Below are 18,969 nucleotides of genomic sequence, written 5' to 3'. Positions count from 1 at the left end.
TGAATCTGCAATAAAAGGAGCAGATTACAAAAACCACAAATAGACCCTATCTTTATTTCGTCTAAATTAACTGCAAAGATACGACATAAAATGCTTTTTTCCATAAATGATGACATTTATATAACTGATGTCAAAATAGAAATTTGTTATATAAGTGTAGCTAAGCCATAGGATTTTGTTAAATTGCAGTTTTATAAAATTAATTTAACAATGAAACTTTATCCCATAGAAACAGGCAATTTTAAACTCGATGGCGGAGCAATGTTTGGCGTGGTGCCAAAAACCATTTGGAACAAGACCAATCCAGCCGACGAAAATAATTTGATTGATATTGCCGGACGCTGTTTGCTGATTGAAGAAGGAAACCGATTGATTTTAATAGACACCGGAATGGGGAATAAGCAATCCGATAAGTTTTTTGGGTATTATTCGCTTTGGGGAAATTTTTCGATGGATAAATCATTGGCAAAATATGGTTTTCATCGTGATGATATTACCGATGTTTTTATGACGCATTTGCATTTTGACCATTGCGGCGGAAGTGTGCAGTGGAATAAGGACAAAACGGGTTATGAGCCTGCTTTTAAAAACGCTAAATTCTGGAGCAACGAAAATCATTGGGAATGGGCGACAAAACCAAATGCAAGGGAGAAAGCTTCTTTTTTATCCGAGAATATTTTGCCAATGCAGGAAAGCGGGCAATTGCACTTTATATCAAAACCAGGAAGCGATTTTGAAGTATCAAAAGAGTTGGATTTTGGAATTTTTTATGCCGATGGTCATACCGAGAAGCAAATGATTCCACATATTCAATTTCAGGATAAAACCATTGTTTTTTGTGCCGATTTATTGCCAACTGCCGGTCACCTGCCTTTGCCTTACGTAATGGGATATGATACGCGACCGTTATTGACCATGCCAGAGAAAGCTAAATTCTTGAACGCCGCCGCCGACAATAATTATTATTTGTTTTTGGAACATGACGCTCATAATGAAATCATAACCGTCGAACATACAGAGAAAGGTGTTCGTTTGAAAGAGCGATTCAGTTGTTCGGATATTTTTTAAAATAAGTATAAACAAATTTCATTTTAGCTAATTTGAAATGAAGACTTTATTATGTACAATCATAAACGTAACGAAATTACAATAATAACTACATATTGATTGTTCTAAAACTTAAATAAAAACAGCTTTGACGGTAAAGTTTTAATTCATAAAAAACCGTTAATAATAGCTTAATATCTAATAAACTTCCATTATTTTTGAGGCTTATTAGTAAAACTACAGACAGATGAAAAAAACTAATTTGACGGCATCGGCATTATTTGTGGCTTTGTCTTTATGCCTTTCGGCGAATGCGCAAACATCGGCAAACTATGTTGCGAAAAAAGGAGAATTGAGTGAGTCCGAATTGCAAAGATGGTCGCATCTGGATTTGGCCAAAGATAGTATTCCGGGAATGAGCGTGGATAAGGCTTACGCCGAATTACTAAAAGGCAAAAAAGGGGTCAAAGTCATTGTTGGAGTTGTTGATTCTGGGGTTGATATTGACCACGAAGATCTGAAATCGGTAGTTTGGACCAATAAGAAAGAGATTCCAGGAAACGGAATAGATGATGACAAAAACGGTTTTATAGATGATATTCACGGTTGGAATTTTCTTGGAGACGCTGTGCACGAAACGCTGGAAATGACCCGTATCATAAAAAAAGGAGATGACGGATCAGAAACTTACAAAAGAGCGTTGGCTGCTTACAATGAAAAAAATGACAAGGCATTGAAGGATAAGCAACAGGTTGATTTCTTGATTGCTGTTGATAAAGCCATTCAAAAACATTTGAATAAAGAAAATTATACGGTTGCGGATTTGAACGGAATCTCAACTACAGATCCTGATTTGAGCAAAAGCAAAATGATTATGACCCGCATCTTGAGCAATGCCGGGCCAGGTTTCAGAAGCGAATTAGAGGATTATAATAAATATGTTTACGATCAGCTTAATTATAATTTGAATAAAGAATTTGACGGGCGAAAAATATTGGGCGACAATCCCGAAGATATTACCAAAACCAAGTACGGAAACAATGTTGTTTACGGGCCAGATAAAGAAGAGGCACTACACGGAACCCACGTTGCTGGAATTATCGCTCAGGTAAGAGGTAACAATATTGGTGGCGACGGTGTTGCAGACAATGTTGCGATTATGGCCGTGAGAGCAGTTCCGGATGGTGACGAGTACGACAAAGATATTGCTTTGGCTATTCGCTATGCCGTAGATAATGGGGCAAAAGTAATCAACGGTAGTTTTGGAAAAAGTTATTCTCCTCACAAACAATGGGTTTATGATGCCATAAAATATGCCGAAAAGAAAGACGTATTATTTGTTCATGCTGCAGGGAATGATGGTGAGAATATTGATTTGAGTGAAAACTCAAGCTACCCAAATGATTCTGATGATAACAAAAAAGAATTTGCTTCGAATGTGCTAACTGTTGGAGCTTTGAATAATCATTATGGAGAAGGCGTTATCGCCGAGTTTTCAAATTATGGTAATTTCAACGTAGATGTATTTGCTCCTGGTGACCAAATTTACGCAACCATTCCAAACAACAAATACAAATATTTGCAAGGAACTTCGATGGCTGCACCAAATGCTGCTGGAGTTGCCGCTCTGATTCGTTCCTATTACCCAAAATTAAAAGCCTATCAAGTAAAACAAATCTTGATGGAATCAGGAACTCCTCTTCCAGCTGAAGTGGATTTGGGCGAAAGCCAAGATCCAAATCAAAAACCGGTACCGGTAGCTTCTGCTAAATCATCAAAATCAGCTAAAATGGTCAATGCATACAATGCATTATTGATGGCCGAAAAAATGTCTAAGAAATAATTTTTTACATAATTAATGCCCATGGAAGAGTTTATGGCTCTTCCATTTTTTTATTTTAAATACAATGCGCAAACTTTTTTTATTCGTTTTCCTCTCTCTAAATATTGGGAGTTTATTTGCCCAAAAACAAGGTTACTGGCAACAACATGTTGATTACAAAATGGACGTCACTATGAATGTCAAAACCTATCAGTATAAAGGAAAACAAGAATTGATTTATATCAATAATTCGAACGATACGCTAAAGAAAGTATTTTATCACTTATATGAAAATGCTTTTCAGCCGGGAAGCGAAATGGATGCTAGACTTCAGGCCATAAAAGATCCAGATGCCCGAATGGTTACCAAAATAAAAGTCGACGGAAAACACCTAAAAGAAAGTCGAATCAAAAACCTGAAACCAAATGAAACAGGATATTTGAAAATTTCAAATTTTAAACAAAATGGTGTTGCTACTGTTTCCAAAGAGGTAGGGACAATTCTGGAAGTGACTTTAGCAAAACCCATTTTACCAAAGTCAAAAACAACTTTAACTTTAGACTTTGAAGGGCAAGTACCTGTGCAAATCCGTCGTACTGGTCGAAATAATGTAGAAGGAATCGAATTGTCGATGGCGCAATGGTACCCGAAAATGGCCGAGTTTGATTTTGAGGGCTGGCATGCAGATCCCTACATTGGCAGAGAATTTCATGGAGTTTGGGGGAATTTTGATGTCAAAATCACAATCGATAAAGATTATACTCTAGGAGGTACCGGTTACTTGCAAAATCCAAACCAAATAGGACATGGTTATCAGGATACTGGAGTTAACGTAGTTTATCCCAAAAACACAGAAACCTTGACTTGGCATTTTGTGGCACCAATGGTACATGATTTCACTTGGGCTGCAGATAAGAATTACGTACACGATATCGTTAAAGGACCAAATAATGTCGATTTACATTTCTTGTACAAAAATAAACCAGCAGTAACCGAAAACTGGAAAAAACTGGAACCTTTGATGGTAAAGGTGATGGATTATTACAATACAACAGTTGGAAATTATCCATATAAACAATACTCGTTTATTCAGGGAGGCGACGGCGGAATGGAGTATGCCATGTGTACTTTGATGTTGGGTAACGGAAAACTAGAAGGACTTTTAGGGACTGCAACACACGAAATGGGACATTCTTGGTTTCAACATATTTTGGCTTCCAATGAATCAAAGCATCCTTGGATGGACGAAGGGTTTACAACTTATATCGAAGACTTAGCTTTGAATGAAATGAAAGATAAAAAAGAAGTAAATCCATTCAAGGGGAACTATGCCACCTATTATAAATTGGTAGAATCAGGGAAGGAGCAGCCATTATCCACTCACGGAGATCGTTATGACGAAAACCGTTCGTATAGCATTGCATCCTATGTAAAAGGAAGCATATTTCTTTCGCAATTGATTTATGTTATTGGTCAGGACAACGTGAACAAAACCTTGAAAAAATATTATCAAGATTTCAAATTCAAGCACCCATCTCCAAACGATATCAAGAGAACTGCCGAACGAGTTTCTGGAGCCAACCTGGATTGGTACTTGGTAGACTGGACCGAAACATTAAACACCATAGATTACGGAATCTCATATGTTGAAGAAAATGGAGACAAAACAACCGTAACGTTAGAACGCTTTGGGAGAATGCCAATGCCTATCGATCTTTTGGTAGAATATGCAGACGGAACCAAAGAAAGTTTCTACATCCCGTTGCGAATGATGAGTTTTATAAAAGAGAACCCAACTCCGGCCATTAAAAGAACCGTTCTTAATGATTGGGCCTGGGCGTATCCTACTTTTGAGTTCAATATTTCAAAACCTAAGACTGCTATCAAGAAAATTATCATAGATCCAAGCGGTTTAATGGCCGATATTAAACAAGATAATGATGTTTACGAAGTGAAGTAAATTTTTGTAAAGAATACTAAAAAGCTCTTTTAAAATGTTAGGTTTTGAAAGAGTTTTTTTGTGAAATTTTTTTGACCAAATCCAATCTCCGCAACGTTGTCATCCTGACGAAGGAAGGATCTCAACAAGTTGCTCCAGAATCTGAATCATTGGACAAGATAAAGCGAAAAGCCTTTGATAAATTTGTAGTTATTATTTTATATATTTGGGAAAATAAACCATTAATTGTCAGACCTATCTACCCGAATTGAGCGAATTGGAGTGATTTTATCAGACATATTAAAAGTTAGCCACAATAATGAAAAAACTACTCAATAAAATATTAGGAACTAAAGTACTATCTGAAAGTGAATTTACAGAAAAATATTTGGCGACTATTTCAAAAAGACATCCAAATGTAACTTATGAAATTATGGAACCATTAGTTATAAAGGCCAATTTTGGCGAAAATGGTGAAATAACTCATTTTTTGGATAATTCGTATCGGGAATATAAACTTGGACCTAAAGAATTAAACGAAACCATAGAAAGATATTCAAATGCAAGTACTAATCTATATAAAAAAAATGAACAAATTAACATCGATAGAATTGTTCCTGTAATAAAGCCAAGTGATTACTTTGAGCAGTTAAAAAATCTTGGTAGTTCAACAAAGGATTATAAGATTCCTGAATTAGTTTGGGAAAAATATAATGAAGATTTAATCATAGTTTATGCAGAGGATAGAGATAAAGACATTAATTATTTTACTCAAGACGAATTTGAAAAGTTAAATATTGATAGAATTACTTTACTAGAGAATTCTATAGAGAATCTCAATAATGTTGTCCCGAAAATAGAAAAAGTTGGAGAGAATGGAAATTTTGGACTAATTGCTGGCGGGGATTATGAAGTAAGCCTTATCTTGATGCAAAATATTTGGACTAAAGAAAATTTCGATGTTGATGGAGATATAGTCATTGCAATACCAAATAGAGATTTAGTTTTTATAACTGGTTCAAACGATGAAAAATCAATCGAAAAACTACAAAAAACTGTTCTGAAAAGTTATGAAACTGGAAACCATTCGATATCAACAAATTATTACAAATGGAATGGAAAAAAATTTGAAATAATATAATTACTGTTGTTAACTACTTAGAGCAAGTGAGGCGTTTTCATTTCGTAAAAAAAATCACCGATTAAAGTTTAAAACTTTAATCGGTGATTTTTTTTTATTCATTTTCGCCATGCAAATGCCGGATAATTTCTGAAATGAGTCCTGTCCATCCCGTTTGGTGGTTGGCGCCAAGGCCTTTTCCAGTATCGCCGTCAAAATATTCAAAAAATAAATGGTTTTTATTAAAAAGCGGATCTTCCTGAAACTTTTTGTATTCACCATACATTGGAATTTTTTTATTGGCATCAGAAATAAATAGTTTTAATAAGCGCTCTGCGACTCCCTCTGCAGCTTCCTGTAAAGTCGTCAATTTACCAGATTGACTTGGAAATTCTACTTTGAAATCTTTGCCATAATAGCTGTGGAATTTTTCCAATGAGTCCAAAATCAAATAGTTCATCGGGAACCAAATAGGCCCTCTCCAATTGGAATTTCCTCCAAACATATCGCCTGTGGCTTCTGCTGGTGTATAATCTACCTGAATAGTTCCTCCATCATGCTTAAATTTATACGGATTTTCTTTGTGATATTTGGACAGGGAACGAACTCCAAAATCAGACAAAAATTCCTTTTCGTCAAACATACGCTTGAGAATCATTTTCATGCGATGTCCTCTTAGTGTAGAGAGCAATCTAGTTTCGCCTTTCCCCGGAGTGTACCAGCTGGAAACCAAATTGGCAAGATCAGGACGATTTTTTAAAACCCATTCTACACGACGTTTAAAAACAGGAAGTTTTTCGAGTAAATCAGGCGTTAATACTTCTACGGCAAATAACGGAATTAATCCGACCATCGAACGGATTTTTAGTAGTTCGGCATCTCCGTTTTCCTTATGGAGCATATCGTAATAAAACTGGTCTTCTTCGTCCCAAAGATTGACTTTATTGTCTCCTAAAGCCTGCATTGCCCCCGAAATATGAAGAAAGTGTTCAAAGAATTTGGAAGCCATGTCTTGGTAAACAGGATTTTTTAGAGATATTTCACATGCGATTCGCAGCATGTTTAGGCAATACATTGCCATCCATCCAGTTCCGTCAGCCTGTTCCAAATGGCCTCCCGTTGGTAAATCGGCAGAGCGGTCAAACACTCCAATATTATCCATCCCGAGGAATCCGCCCCCGAAGACATTATTTCCATTGGTATCTTTTAGATTTACCCACCACGTAAAATTGAGCAATAGTTTGTGGAAAATACGTTCCAAAAAAACGGTGTCACCAATACCATCATTATTTTCTTTGTCAATTTCATAAACTTTCCAAGTTGCCCAAGCATGTACCGGCGGATTTACATCCGAGAAAGACCATTCATAAGCAGGAATTTGTCCGTTGGGGTGCATATAGTATTCCCGAAGGATGACCGATAATTGCCTTTTGGCAAAATCAGGATCTAATCTTGCCAGAGGCAAAGTATGAAAGGCCAAGTCCCAAGCGGCAAACCAGGGGTATTCCCATTTGTCCGGCATGGAGAGAATGTTGGAAGTGTACATGTGCTTCCAAGTACTGTTTCGCCCTGCATTTCGATTGGCATCGGGTCTTGGTGTCGATGGGTCTCCTTTTAGCCATTCAAAAACATTGTAGTAATACCACTGTTTGGTCCATAGCATTCCGGCGTAGGCCTGGCGTTGAATGGATTTTAAGGTTTCGTCTTTTATTCCTTTTTGGATGGAATCATAAAATTCGTCAGCCTCCTCAATTCTTTTTTCGAAAATGGCATCAAAATCTTCAAAAGCGTCGTTTGGTTTGGTGTTAGTAAAACGGATGCGATATTCTTTTTTCCCCAATGCAGGAATGATATCGTCGTAATGTACCGATGCTTTGGTTCCTATTTTCTCAGGATTTATGCTACTTTGTTTTTGGTTAATGATATAATCGTTGATTCCGTCTTTGGCATAAGCAGATTGGGCGGGCGATTTATATAATTTTTCAAAATTGGTTTTGTTGTCACAAAACAAGAAATCTTTGGGATTTTCGGCATATAGATTGAAGTGTCCCACCAGTTGGTGATTGACTTCTATATGCGAATTGTCGACTCCAATTAGCGTTGGTTTGTGTTTGTAGTTTTCATACCCCCAGCTCCAGGTATTTCTGAACCAGACGGTTGGTAATACCGTAATGGGCGCGGGTAGTTTGGAACGGTTTTCGACTGTAATTTTGATTAAGATGTCTTGTTCGGCATCTTTGGCATATTCAATGGTGATATCAAAATATTCGTCTTTGTCAAAAATACCAGTGTCGAGTAATTCATATTCGGCTTCCTGACGGCTCCGTTTTTTACTTTCCTCAATCAGCTTTTCATAAGGAAAAGCAGCATGAGGATACTTGTAAAGCATTTTTTGGTAGGAATGCGTTGGCGTAGAATCCAGATAGTAATATATTTCTTTGACATCCTCACCATGATTGGATTCGGCGGGAGTTAACCCAAAAAAACGTTCTTTGAGGATGCGGTCTTTGTGATTCCAAAAAGCAAAGGCAATACATACATGCTGTTTGTTGTCACTAATTCCCCCAATTCCTTCTTCGCCCCATCGATACGCCTTGGAACGAGCCATATCATGCGTGGTGCTGCCCCATGCATAACCGCTTTGAGAATAATCTTCCCTTACGGTTCCCCATTGTCTTTCGGATAAATAGGGACCCCATTTTTTCCAGCCTTTGTTGTCGGTTCTTAAAAGTAAACGCGTTTTTTCTGCGTTTTTTTCCGGATTTTTTTCTGGCATACCCTTTTATAATAATTTGTTTCTAACTGCAATTTAGTTAAAACACCTTTAAAAACAGGTATATAATTGGTAAAAATCTGAGGAGATAATTAATGAATAGTTATTTAAGAATTGTTTTTTTTATGGAAATGGTTTAGTCAAACGATGTAGTGCTTGGGTGTACTGAAGTTGCGTGAGGGTAAGAGATTTTAGATTTTTGATTAACGATTGTCGATTTCAGATTTGGTGTGACTAAATAATTAGACGCTCTGTTTTGTGTTTTTTCCTACTTCTTAAATCAAAAATCGTTAATCAAAAATCAGCAATCTTTTATTTAATGACATTTTGGGGTCACGTCCAATTTGTATTTATTGTAAATCGGTATTGTATTGTGGGGCTAGATTTTTTAGCATATCGACGGTCATCATTTCCAGGTCAAATTCATGGTTCCATCCCCAATCTTCACGGGCACAGCTGTCGTCAATACTTGAAGGCCAGCTGTCGGCAATTTTTTGACGGAAGTCAGGTTCGTAAGTTACCTCGAGTTCTGTGATGTGTTTTTTGATTTCAGCTGCAATTTCTGTTGGGGTAAAACTCATGGCAGCAAGATTGTAAGAAGAACGAATCTTGATTTGTTCAACTGGGGCTTTCATAATGTTGATGGTCGCGGCAATGGCGTCGTCCATGTACATCATTGGCATTTTGGTTTCAGAGGTCAGGAAACATTCGTATTTTCCTTCAGAAATGGCTTTGTGGTATATGTCTACGGCATAATCTGTTGTTCCTCCGCCTGGTGGTGTGGTCCAACTGATTAATCCTGGGTAACGCACGCTTCGTACATCGACGCCAAACATATTGTGGTAGTATTCGCACCATCTTTCGCCCGCTTGTTTGCTGATTCCATATACGGTGGAAGGCTCCATAATGGTGTATTGCGGGGTGTTTTCTTTTGGGGTGTTTGGGCCAAAAACAGCTATACTCGAAGGCCAAAATATTTTTTTGATTTGTCCGGCTTTCGCCAAATTAAGAACATGAAACAACGAATTCATATTAAGATCCCAGGCAAAGGCGGGGTTTTTCTCAGCAGTTGCAGAGAGCAGAGCAGCCATCAAATAGACATCTGTAATTTGGTGAATTTCTACAAGGTGTTGAATTTGGTTAAAATCCAAAGCGTTGACTACCTCAAAATGCCCTGAGTTTACAACTTCATTATTTAATTTTCGAATATCGGAGGCAATAACGTTGTCTGTTCCATAAATGGCACGGAGTTCATGGGTCAATTCGGTTCCAATTTGCCCACAGGCACCTATTATTAATATTTTTGGATTCATTTTTGATGATTTTTGAAATACAAATATAACGATTTCGCAAATTATAGGATATAAATTTATTGTTTTTTATGAATATTGTAAAATTAACAACCTTATTTGCGTAAGGTCGTAAATTTTTACATTTCGATTTTGTTATTGATATTGTGATTTTCATTATTATTACAATTGAAATTGATATTGTCATTGAAATTGTCATTGTAAATTTACTTTGTAACTTTGTGGCTCAAATAATTTAGGAGATGAACAATAGAGTACTGTTGATTTTTTTGGTGGTTTTGGCGCAGTTTTCTTGTAAAGAAAATGATGAGCGCCTTGCCGATAATATAAGGGATGCCAAAAAGAAAGAATTAATTTTTAAGACCATCGATAAAGGGTGGATTTTTTTTGACAGCCCAATCAACACTACTTCAGAAGCTACTTTGAAGACTTGGCCCGAATGGCGTGATTTTATGGATGAATTGGCTATTAAGCCCAAGAAAACCATTACTGCTTTTCAAAAGAAAGCCAAAACACTATCAACAAAAGTGATGGCTTTGAATAGTAATGTGCCATCTCAATTTGATACTCCGCCGATACGAAGCCGCATTGCAGCTTTGATCACACAAGTCCGAATGTTGGATTTATATATTAATCTTGATAAAGTTTCGGATAAAAAAGTGACTGAGATTGTTGCCGAAATTAATCTGGAATTGGTTTCCCTAGAAAGACAAATGGATAAAATCGTGGAAAAAAACAAAATCCCGATGGAAATTGGGGAGTCAGAATTATTAATGATGCTCGATACCACACGAGCAATTCAGGCGGGAAGTCCAGTTATGCCTGGAAATCCTGCACCACAAGTGAATCAGGCAACACCGGTAAATCCAGGAAGTACACCGAGTCCAAAAAACCAAAACGAACCACGCGTTGAGTAAGGCTACTATATATTCGGTTTATGATTCTTCTCCAAAAACGACTCAGATTGCAGCCCGTTTGCAGGAAAATAATCAGGTAAAAATACAATTGGAAGGTTTGTTGGGATCAGCGACCTCTTTTGTAATTCAGTCGGTTTTTAAAAAAGCAGAACTTCCTTTTTTGGTAGTTTTGAACAATAAAGAAGAAGCGGCTTATTATTTGAACGATTTGGAACAAATGATAGGCGAGCAGGATGTGTTGTTTTATCCCGGATCTTTTCGTCGTCCGTATCAAATTGAGGAAACCGACAATGCTAATGTTTTGCTTCGCGCTGAGGTTTTGAATCGAATCAATTCCCGCAAGAAACCCGCAGTTATTGTTACGTATCCGGAGGCTCTTTTTGAAAAAGTGGTGACACGCCAAAATTTGGATAAAAATACGCTCAAAGTTACCGTAGGCGATAAAATTTCGATTGATTTCCTGAACGAAGTACTGTTTGAATACGAATTCAAAAGGGTTGACTTTATCACAGAACCCGGTGAATTCTCCGTTCGTGGAGGAATTGTCGATGTGTTTTCGTTTTCGAATGACAATCCGTATCGAATAGAATTTTTCGGAAATGAAGTTGAAAGCATCCGAACTTTTGACGTTGGAAGCCAATTGTCATTGGACAAAAAGAAAAAAATCACCATTATTCCGAATGTCGAGAATAAAGTTTTTCAGGAAAACCGAGAGAGTTTCTTGGATTATATAGCCGAAAGCACGGTTTTGTTTTTTCAAAATACCGAGAATCTTTTATACGAATTGGATAAGCAATTTGGCAAAGCCGAAGAAGCTTTTGAGAAATTGTCCAAAGATATTAAGCACGCCACGCCAGAGCAATTATTTTTGGGTCAAAAGGAATTTGTCAAGCGGGCGTTGGATTTTTCGATTGTGGAATTCAATTCCAAGCCGGTTTTTAAAACGACCAAGAAATTTGAATTTCACATTCAGCCACAACCGTCGTTTAACAAGCAATTTGATATGTTGCTAAATAATTTGAGCGACAACCATTTTAACGGCTACCAAAATTATCTATTTTGTTCGAATGAGGCGCAAACTAAACGTTTTCACGATATATTTGAATCTTTGGATGAAGCCAATTCCGAGAATATCCGCAAGCAATACAACACCATTGTTTTGCCACTTTATCAAGGATTTATCGATCAGGAAAACCAGATTTGTTGTTATACCGACCATCAGATTTTTGAACGCTATCATAAATTCAGCATCAAAAACGGTTATTCGAAGAAACAAAATTTAACATTAAAGGAACTCACCACTTTGTCCGTAGGTGATTATGTAACGCATATCGATCACGGAATAGGGAAGTTTGGTGGTTTGCAAAAAATTCAGGTCGAAGGAAAAACGCAGGAAGCCATCAAGTTGGTGTATGCCGATAATGATATTGTGTACGTGAGTATTCACTCGCTGCATAAGATTTCGAAATACAACGGAAAAGACGGAACGCCACCCAAAATTTATAAATTAGGTTCTAGTGCGTGGAAGACTTTAAAACAGAAAACCAAAGCAAGGGTTAAACACATAGCATTCAATTTGATTCAATTGTATGCCAAGCGCCGACTGGAAAAAGGATTCCAATTTGCTCCTGATAGTTATCTGCAAAACGAATTGGAAAGTTCGTTTATTTACGAAGACACTCCTGACCAAATCAAATCAACTCAGGAAGTCAAAGCCGACATGGAAAGCGAGCGTCCTATGGATCGTTTGGTTTGTGGTGATGTGGGATTTGGTAAAACCGAAGTGGCTATTCGTGCAGCTTTCAAGGCTGTTGACAATAGTAAACAAGTCGCAATTCTCGTCCCCACGACTATTTTGGCCTACCAGCATTATCGTACTTTTAGCGAAAGGCTAAAAGATATGCCGGTTTCTATTGGCTATTTGAACCGTTTCAGAACTGCAAAACAAAAAACGGAAACCTTAAAACAACTCGCCGAAGGAAAACTTGATATTGTTATTGGGACACATCAATTGGTCAACAAAAATGTGGTTTTCAAAGATCTTGGTTTGTTGATTGTTGATGAGGAACAGAAATTTGGGGTTAATGTAAAAGACAAATTAAAAACGATAGCGGCCAATGTCGATACCTTGACTTTGACGGCAACACCGATTCCGAGAACGTTGCAGTTTTCGTTGATGGCAGCGCGTGATTTATCGGTGATTACAACGCCTCCGCCCAATCGTTATCCTATAGAAACCAATGTAGTTGGGTTTAATGAAGAACTGATTCGGGATGCGATTTCGTATGAAATTCAGCGCAACGGACAGGTTTTCTTTATCAATAACCGAATAGAAAACATCAAGGAAATTGCCGGAATGGTTCAGCGTTTGGTTCCTAGCGCGCGCGTGGGAATTGGACACGGACAAATGGATGGCGGTAAATTGGAAGAATTAATGCTCGCCTTTATGAATGGCGAATTTGATGTTTTGGTGGCAACAACAATCATCGAAAGTGGTTTGGACGTTCCGAATGCGAATACTATTTTTATCAATAATGCCAATAATTTCGGCTTGTCTGATTTGCATCAAATGAGAGGCCGTGTGGGTCGAAGCAACAAGAAAGCGTTTTGTTATTTCATCTGTCCGCCGTATTCGCACATGACCGATGATGCCCGAAAACGAATCCAGGCGTTGGAACAATTCAGCGAATTGGGAAGCGGTTTGAACATTGCGATGAAAGATCTGGAAATTCGTGGTGCAGGAGATTTATTGGGAGGAGAACAAAGTGGTTTCATCAACGACATAGGTTTTGATACGTATCAAAAAATCATGAACGAAGCCATCGAGGAATTGAAGGAAAACGAATTTAAGGATTTATATCCCGAAGAAAATAATATCGAGACCAAAGAATATGTAAAAGACCTGCAAATCGACACCGATTTTGAGTTGTTGTTTTCAGATGAATATATCAATAATGTCACGGAGCGTTTGAGTTTGTACAACGAATTGGCCGACGTGAAAAACGAAGAAGAACTGATTGTTTTTCAAAACAAACTGATTGACCGTTTTGGCCCAATGCCACCAAGAGCACTTGCTTTAATGAACAGCATCCGCATCAAATGGATTGCCACTCGCGTTGGAATTGAAAAATTGGTGATGAAGAAAGGCAAGATGATTGGCTATTTTGTTTCCGATCAGCAATCGGATTTCTATCATTCAAAACGTTTCCATAAAGTAATTCAGTTTGTGCAAACGCATAGTAATATTTGTGTGATGAAGGAAAAACAAACTCCAGCCGGACTGAGACTTTTATTGACTTTTGATAATGTTAAGAATACTAGGACGGCTTTGGAATTTATGCAGTTGTTGGGAGGGGAGTAGGGAATCTTTTGTTTTAAAACTCCCTACCTCGTCACTTCCTCAATCAGATAAAAAATAGATTTAAAATCAATGCCACTCATTTTTTCGAGTCCGATTTCACAGGTTCGGCTTGTAGAAAAACCTTCTTTACAATTGGCAGGAATTTGAGCTTTTAATTCACGCAATCCGTGTTCGTTCAATTCCGGAATCAGGAAACCTCTATCTCCTGCAAAACCACAGCAATTGCTGTCAATAAGGGTAACTTTATCAGCGCACAATTTTGATAAGGCAACCAATTGTTCTGTTTTGCCAATTTTTTTCACAGAACAAACAGGGAAAATTGTAACAGTTTCTTTTTTGTTTTTTACAGTCAATTGCGGCATGACATAATCAAGCATAAATTCGATGGGATCTACTATTTTCAGAGTTTTGGAAAATTCTTCTTTCGAATGGTAAAAACACGGACTCATGTCGTACAAAACAGGATATTTTCCGTTTTCGGAAGCTTTTAGTAATGCAGTTTCCAATGCTTCAGATTGTGCATGATTGGCTTCGGCAAAACCTTTACTCGAAAAAGGCATACCACAGCAATGGCTGTCTACGGATTCGGGATAAATTATGGTAAATCCGGCACGAATCAATAATTGATGAGTAAGCGCAGTTAATTGCAAATCGTCTGAATTTTGAAAACTATTTTTGCCCATGCTTCTGTTGATGCAAGATGGGAAGTAAACTACTTTTAAATCAACTGTTATATTCATTGCTTATTAATTGAAGGTTTGACCGCAGATTGTTTTTTAAAGTTACCGCAAATTCGCAAATTACTTTTTGAACCGTATCTAAACTTTTCAAGTATTTTAAATTGAAAATTTGCGAATTTGCGGTTAATTTATTTTTCGACTTATCGTATAAAAATTAGAACCATAAAAAATCAATTTTTAGTGTTAATTTTATTAGCACCTTTTGGCATTTCGGGAATCCATTTTGGCACTTTTCCAAATGAAATAAAATGGAATCCGTTGGACAATGTTGTCATGATTTTAGTTCCAAATAAGGAATGAAAAAAGGAAACCATTTTTAGTCCAGTTCTCATAACTGCAGTGGTTTCTGCCATGTGTGAACCAATGAAAGCACCTGCTTTTTTGTTACTGTCATTTAGCTCATTGGCACGCCAGGTTTTTACAAATTTTCCGGTATCGATATGTACGGGACAAGCCAAGGCACAAAGTCCATCTGTAGCACAAGTTTCGTCCAGTTGATAAGTGACATCTTTTCGGATGTCGGCCAGTCGTTGAGGGTTATCATGTGATTCTTCCAATCGGCTGATTTCTCGTGCAATCACGATGCGTTGTCTTGGCGATAATGTCAATCCTTCGGAAACGCAATGTGGTTCACAAAATCCACATTCCATGCATTTGTCCACAATGGCGTGGGATTCGGGCATTGGTTTTAAGTTTTTGAGATGTGCTTTTGGATCGGGATTTATTAATACGTCTGGATTGATTTTATTGTTTGGATCAAATATATTTTTGATACGTTTCATGATTTCGTAAGCGGTAGCTCCCCATTCTTTTTCCACAAATGGAGCCATGTTACGACCGGTTCCGTGTTCTGCTTTTAAGGAACCGTTGAAACGATCGACCACCAAAACAGCCAATTCCGACATTAGTTTTTCATATCGATCGACTTCGGCTTGATTCGAAAAGTCTTGCGAGAAAACAAAGTGCAGGTTTCCTTCCAACGCATGACCAAACAAAACCGCATCATGATATTCGTATTTCTTGAATAAATCCTTCAATTCCAAACAGGCATCGGCTAGTTGTGGTAGGGGAAAAGCAACATCTTCAATGATTACTGTTGTTCCGTTTTTTCGTAAACCACCTACTGTTGGCAACAAGCCTTTTCGGGCTTTCCAGTTAAAATAATATTGTTTGGGATTGCTAGTAAATTCGTAATTGGTGTATGTAGGGATGGACTGAATCTGCAGTCTGATGGCATCTTGTTTTTCTTTTAAAACAGTCACATCATTGTCTCTGCATTCTACCAATAAAGCACAGGCTGATTCGGGAAGTGTTTTGAAATATGCGGGCGCATCATCATCATTTTCGACAGAGCGAATGGATTCACGATCTAACAATTCTACTGCTGCGACCGGTGCCGATTTCAGTAAAATAGTGGCGTTGCAAGCATCCTTAATTGTATTGAAAAAAATCAAAGAACAGGATTTGTGTTTTTCGTCAATGATGGTTTTGAAAGTCACATTTGAAATAAAAGCCAAGGTCCCCTCAGAGCCCACCATCAAATGTTTGATGATTTCGATAGAATCCTGATAATCGACCAGAGCATTGATGCTGTAACCCGTTGTGTTTTTTATTTTAAATTTATTTTTGATTTGGTTATAAAGCGTCTCATCACTTTTAATTTGATCTCTAAGATTTTCTATTTCCTGAATTAAATCAGTTTGATTTTTTTTGAAAGCATCTACACTTTTCGCGTCGGCGGTGTCAAGAACAGTTCCGTCGTGCAATACAATTCGGATATCGGCGATGGTCTGATATGAGTTTTGAGCAGTTCCGCAACACATTCCGCTGGCGTTATTGGCGACAATTCCGCCAATCATACAAGCACCAATTGAAGCAGGATCAGGCCCAATTTTCAATCCGTGCGGAGCTAGAAAAGTGTTGGCTCTTGCTCCTACAATTCCAGGTTCCAATTTTATTTTTTTATTTTCCTCTAAAAGTTCAAAGTTTTTCCAGCCGTGTGTGGCTACTACCAAAACCGAATCGGTAATGGCCTGACCGGATAAACTGGTTCCTGCAGCACGAAAGGTCAGAGCAATGTCTAGCTTCTTGGCTTGTTTTATAATTTCGATAACTTCGGCTTCATTGTGCGCGAGGATGACAATTTTCGGAATTAGTCTGTAAAAACTGGCATCAGTTCCATAAGCAAGAGTTTGCAAAGGATTTGTCAAAATACGTTTAGAATCAATAGTGACGGATAAAATGTCTTTTAACTTTTGATAAGAAGGAGCTAACATAGCAATAATATTTTAAATGTTTATTTGCCAAAGAAATACACCATTAAACCGGCGACAATTATATAAAAAATGGCATAAGGTAATGCTTTTTTCATAATATCTCCTTCTTTTCCCTGCTGATTACAGGCCGAAGTTGCAATGGCAATACTTTGAGGCGAGATGATTTTTCCACCTGTAGCTCCCACTGTATTTGCTGCTGCAAACCAACTGGGTTCGCCTCCAATTTGTTGGGCGACATGCGCCTGAAGTTTACCAAATAATATATTGGAAGAAGTGTCACTTCCGGTCAAAAATGCACCCAGACAGCCTATAGCCGGGGCAAATAGCGGGTAAAATGCACCTGTTGTAGCGGCAATTGCAGTACCCAATACGACAACCATACCCGACAAATCCATTATGGTAGAAAGCACAATAAGACTGATTACGGTTATATAAGTTTTTTTTAATTGCAAAAGTGTTTTTCCAAGAACCTGAAAAAGCTCTTTTAATTTTGCCCCTTGTAATAATCCCCCAATAACGGAACCCAGAAATAATAAAAGACCACCATCGGTCAGCCAAAATATTTTTATGGTTTTTTCAGATCCGTTAATGGTTAGGTTTATTGGAGTTGCAGCTATAGTTTGAAGAAAAGTTCTGAAGCTGTTGAATAAAGGACTCGTACCAATAATAAACAGCAGAATCAATCCATAGACAGCCCATGCGTTCATTATTTCTTTTGTGCTTTTGGTTTCCAAGGGTTTTTCGTCAGTCTTTTTGGCGGTTAATTTTGCCCAAATCACAATTACAATAATAGAGGCTATGCTTCCCAACACTGCTGGTGTTTCTATCCCGATATAGATAACCGAGAAATATTGCACGGCGATAGATACTACTCCTACAACCAAACTTAAAGCAATGTTTTTCGACAATGATTTTAAACTTGGATCTGTTAGAGTAACAATGATAAATGGAATAATAATCATCAGCGGAATCAATTGAAAAACAACTTCGCTTCCTAAATGCTGTAAATCAGGATGTCCAATTTCTATGGCAATCGCTTTTACAGGTATTCCAACGGCACCAAAAGCAGTGGGAACACTATTGGACAGCAAACTGACCAATGCTGAAAACAACGGTTTGTATCCCAAACCAATCAGAATAGCTGCAGGTATCGCGACTGCTGTCCCAAAACCAGCCATACCTTCAAGTAATCCTCCAAAACCCCATGTCAGTAGTAAAACCTGAATGCTTTTGTCTGTGGAAATATTTGAAAACTGAAATTTTAGTACCTCCATTTTTTGGGTAAAAACCAAAACATTATAACTGTAAATGGCCATTATTATGATTAAAATGATAGGGAAAATTGCCTTTAAGGTTCCATATAGTATTGAAAGTCCTATTGAAGGTGTTGAAAAATTAAACCCAAATATTGCCAAAAGTATAGTGACTATTAAGGTATAAAAAGCACTTTTGTCTCCGGGAATTTTTAGAAAACCAAGTAAAATTATTAAAAGAACAACAGGAGTCAAGGCAAGAAAAATAGCTAAATAATCCATAGTAGTAAATTTTAATAAAAAATTAGCCTCATAAATTTAGTGAAAAAAATTATACAATTGCCTCATTTTTTTTGAGTTACCAAAAAATTATAAATAAAAAGGCGAAACTTTTCGGTTTCGCCTTTACTT

The 18,969-nt window shown here is 37.5% G+C and carries 11 protein-coding genes; 6 read left to right on the top strand and 5 right to left on the bottom strand.

Annotation, left to right across the window (positions count from 1 at the left end; all coding sequences use genetic code 11):
- The first annotated feature begins 210 nt into the window (after positions 1–210).
- The 4 genes from EM308_RS03590 (at position 211) to EM308_RS03570 (ending at position 5,949) form a co-directional block, all read left to right on the top strand.
- Positions 211–1,068, top strand: a complete 858-nt coding sequence (locus EM308_RS03590; RefSeq protein ID WP_035640524.1) for an MBL fold metallo-hydrolase — start codon at positions 211–213, stop codon at positions 1,066–1,068.
- 226 nt (positions 1,069–1,294) lie between these two features.
- Positions 1,295–2,890 carry a S8 family peptidase gene (locus EM308_RS03585; protein WP_035640523.1) on the top strand — a complete coding sequence of 532 codons (1,596 nt, stop codon included), beginning with the start codon at positions 1,295–1,297 and terminating at the stop codon, positions 2,888–2,890.
- Between the two features lie 64 nt (positions 2,891–2,954).
- Positions 2,955–4,829 (top strand): M1 family metallopeptidase, encoded by a 1,875-nt coding sequence (locus EM308_RS03580; RefSeq protein WP_035640521.1) that lies wholly within the window; start codon positions 2,955–2,957, stop codon positions 4,827–4,829.
- A 298-nt stretch (positions 4,830–5,127) separates the two neighbouring features.
- The gene (locus EM308_RS03570) at positions 5,128–5,949 is read left to right on the top strand and encodes a DUF1444 family protein (protein WP_035640519.1); all 822 of its coding nucleotides are present in this window, start codon (positions 5,128–5,130) and stop codon (positions 5,947–5,949) included.
- Positions 5,950–6,043: 94 nt separating this feature from the next.
- On the opposite strand, the gene EM308_RS03565 is transcribed toward EM308_RS03570, so the two are convergent.
- Positions 6,044–8,704 (bottom strand): MGH1-like glycoside hydrolase domain-containing protein, encoded by a 2,661-nt coding sequence (locus EM308_RS03565; protein ID WP_035636414.1) that lies wholly within the window; start codon positions 8,702–8,704, stop codon positions 6,044–6,046.
- A gap of 347 nt (positions 8,705–9,051) precedes the next feature.
- A complete protein-coding gene (locus EM308_RS03560; RefSeq protein WP_035636412.1) occupies positions 9,052–10,014 on the bottom strand; it encodes an L-threonine 3-dehydrogenase in 963 nt (320 codons plus the stop codon).
- A gap of 239 nt (positions 10,015–10,253) precedes the next feature.
- On the opposite strand from EM308_RS03560, the gene EM308_RS03555 reads away from it, so the two are divergent.
- Positions 10,254–10,928 carry a hypothetical protein gene (locus EM308_RS03555; RefSeq protein ID WP_070261781.1) on the top strand — a complete coding sequence of 225 codons (675 nt, stop codon included), beginning with the start codon at positions 10,254–10,256 and terminating at the stop codon, positions 10,926–10,928.
- The gene (gene mfd / locus EM308_RS03550) at positions 10,921–14,289 is read left to right on the top strand and encodes a transcription-repair coupling factor (protein ID WP_035636410.1); all 3,369 of its coding nucleotides are present in this window, start codon (positions 10,921–10,923) and stop codon (positions 14,287–14,289) included. The genes EM308_RS03555 and mfd overlap by 8 nt, the downstream gene beginning before the upstream one ends.
- Positions 14,290–14,312: 23 nt before the next feature.
- Here mfd and EM308_RS03545 read toward each other — a convergent pair whose 3' ends face one another.
- The 3 genes from EM308_RS03545 to EM308_RS03535 form a co-directional block, all read right to left on the bottom strand.
- Positions 14,313–15,029 (bottom strand): (Fe-S)-binding protein, encoded by a 717-nt coding sequence (locus EM308_RS03545; protein ID WP_156101335.1) that lies wholly within the window; start codon positions 15,027–15,029, stop codon positions 14,313–14,315.
- 170 nt (positions 15,030–15,199) lie between these two features.
- A complete protein-coding gene (locus EM308_RS03540; protein WP_051877739.1) occupies positions 15,200–17,305 on the bottom strand; it encodes an FAD-binding and (Fe-S)-binding domain-containing protein in 2,106 nt (701 codons plus the stop codon).
- Positions 17,306–17,325: 20 nt separating this feature from the next.
- The gene (locus EM308_RS03535; RefSeq protein WP_035636404.1) at positions 17,326–18,840 is read right to left on the bottom strand and encodes an L-lactate permease; all 1,515 of its coding nucleotides are present in this window, start codon (positions 18,838–18,840) and stop codon (positions 17,326–17,328) included.
- Positions 18,841–18,969: the final 129 nt, after the last annotated feature.

The sequence above is a fragment of the Flavobacterium gilvum genome (genome assembly GCF_001761465.1).
GTDB lineage: Bacteria > Bacteroidota > Bacteroidia > Flavobacteriales > Flavobacteriaceae > Flavobacterium > Flavobacterium gilvum.
Note: the sequence above shows the minus strand (reverse complement) of the source record. Positions and strands in the feature narration are given on the sequence as shown.

What these genes read in the sequence shown, in the direction of transcription:
- EM308_RS03590 (WP_035640524.1), top strand. Translation starts at nt 211, where the DNA reads ATGAAACTTTATCCCATAGAAACAGGCAATTTTAAACTCGATGGCGGA.
- EM308_RS03585 (WP_035640523.1), top strand. Translation starts at nt 1,295, where the DNA reads ATGAAAAAAACTAATTTGACGGCATCGGCATTATTTGTGGCTTTGTCT.
- EM308_RS03580 (WP_035640521.1), top strand. Translation starts at nt 2,955, where the DNA reads ATGCGCAAACTTTTTTTATTCGTTTTCCTCTCTCTAAATATTGGGAGT.
- EM308_RS03570 (WP_035640519.1), top strand. Translation starts at nt 5,128, where the DNA reads ATGAAAAAACTACTCAATAAAATATTAGGAACTAAAGTACTATCTGAA.
- EM308_RS03565 (WP_035636414.1), bottom strand. Translation starts at nt 8,704, where the DNA reads ATGCCAGAAAAAAATCCGGAAAAAAACGCAGAAAAAACGCGTTTACTT.
- EM308_RS03560 (WP_035636412.1), bottom strand. Translation starts at nt 10,014, where the DNA reads ATGAATCCAAAAATATTAATAATAGGTGCCTGTGGGCAAATTGGAACC.
- EM308_RS03555 (WP_070261781.1), top strand. Translation starts at nt 10,254, where the DNA reads ATGAACAATAGAGTACTGTTGATTTTTTTGGTGGTTTTGGCGCAGTTT.
- EM308_RS03545 (WP_156101335.1), bottom strand. Translation starts at nt 15,029, where the DNA reads ATGAATATAACAGTTGATTTAAAAGTAGTTTACTTCCCATCTTGCATC.
- EM308_RS03540 (WP_051877739.1), bottom strand. Translation starts at nt 17,305, where the DNA reads ATGTTAGCTCCTTCTTATCAAAAGTTAAAAGACATTTTATCCGTCACT.
- EM308_RS03535 (WP_035636404.1), bottom strand. Translation starts at nt 18,840, where the DNA reads ATGGATTATTTAGCTATTTTTCTTGCCTTGACTCCTGTTGTTCTTTTA.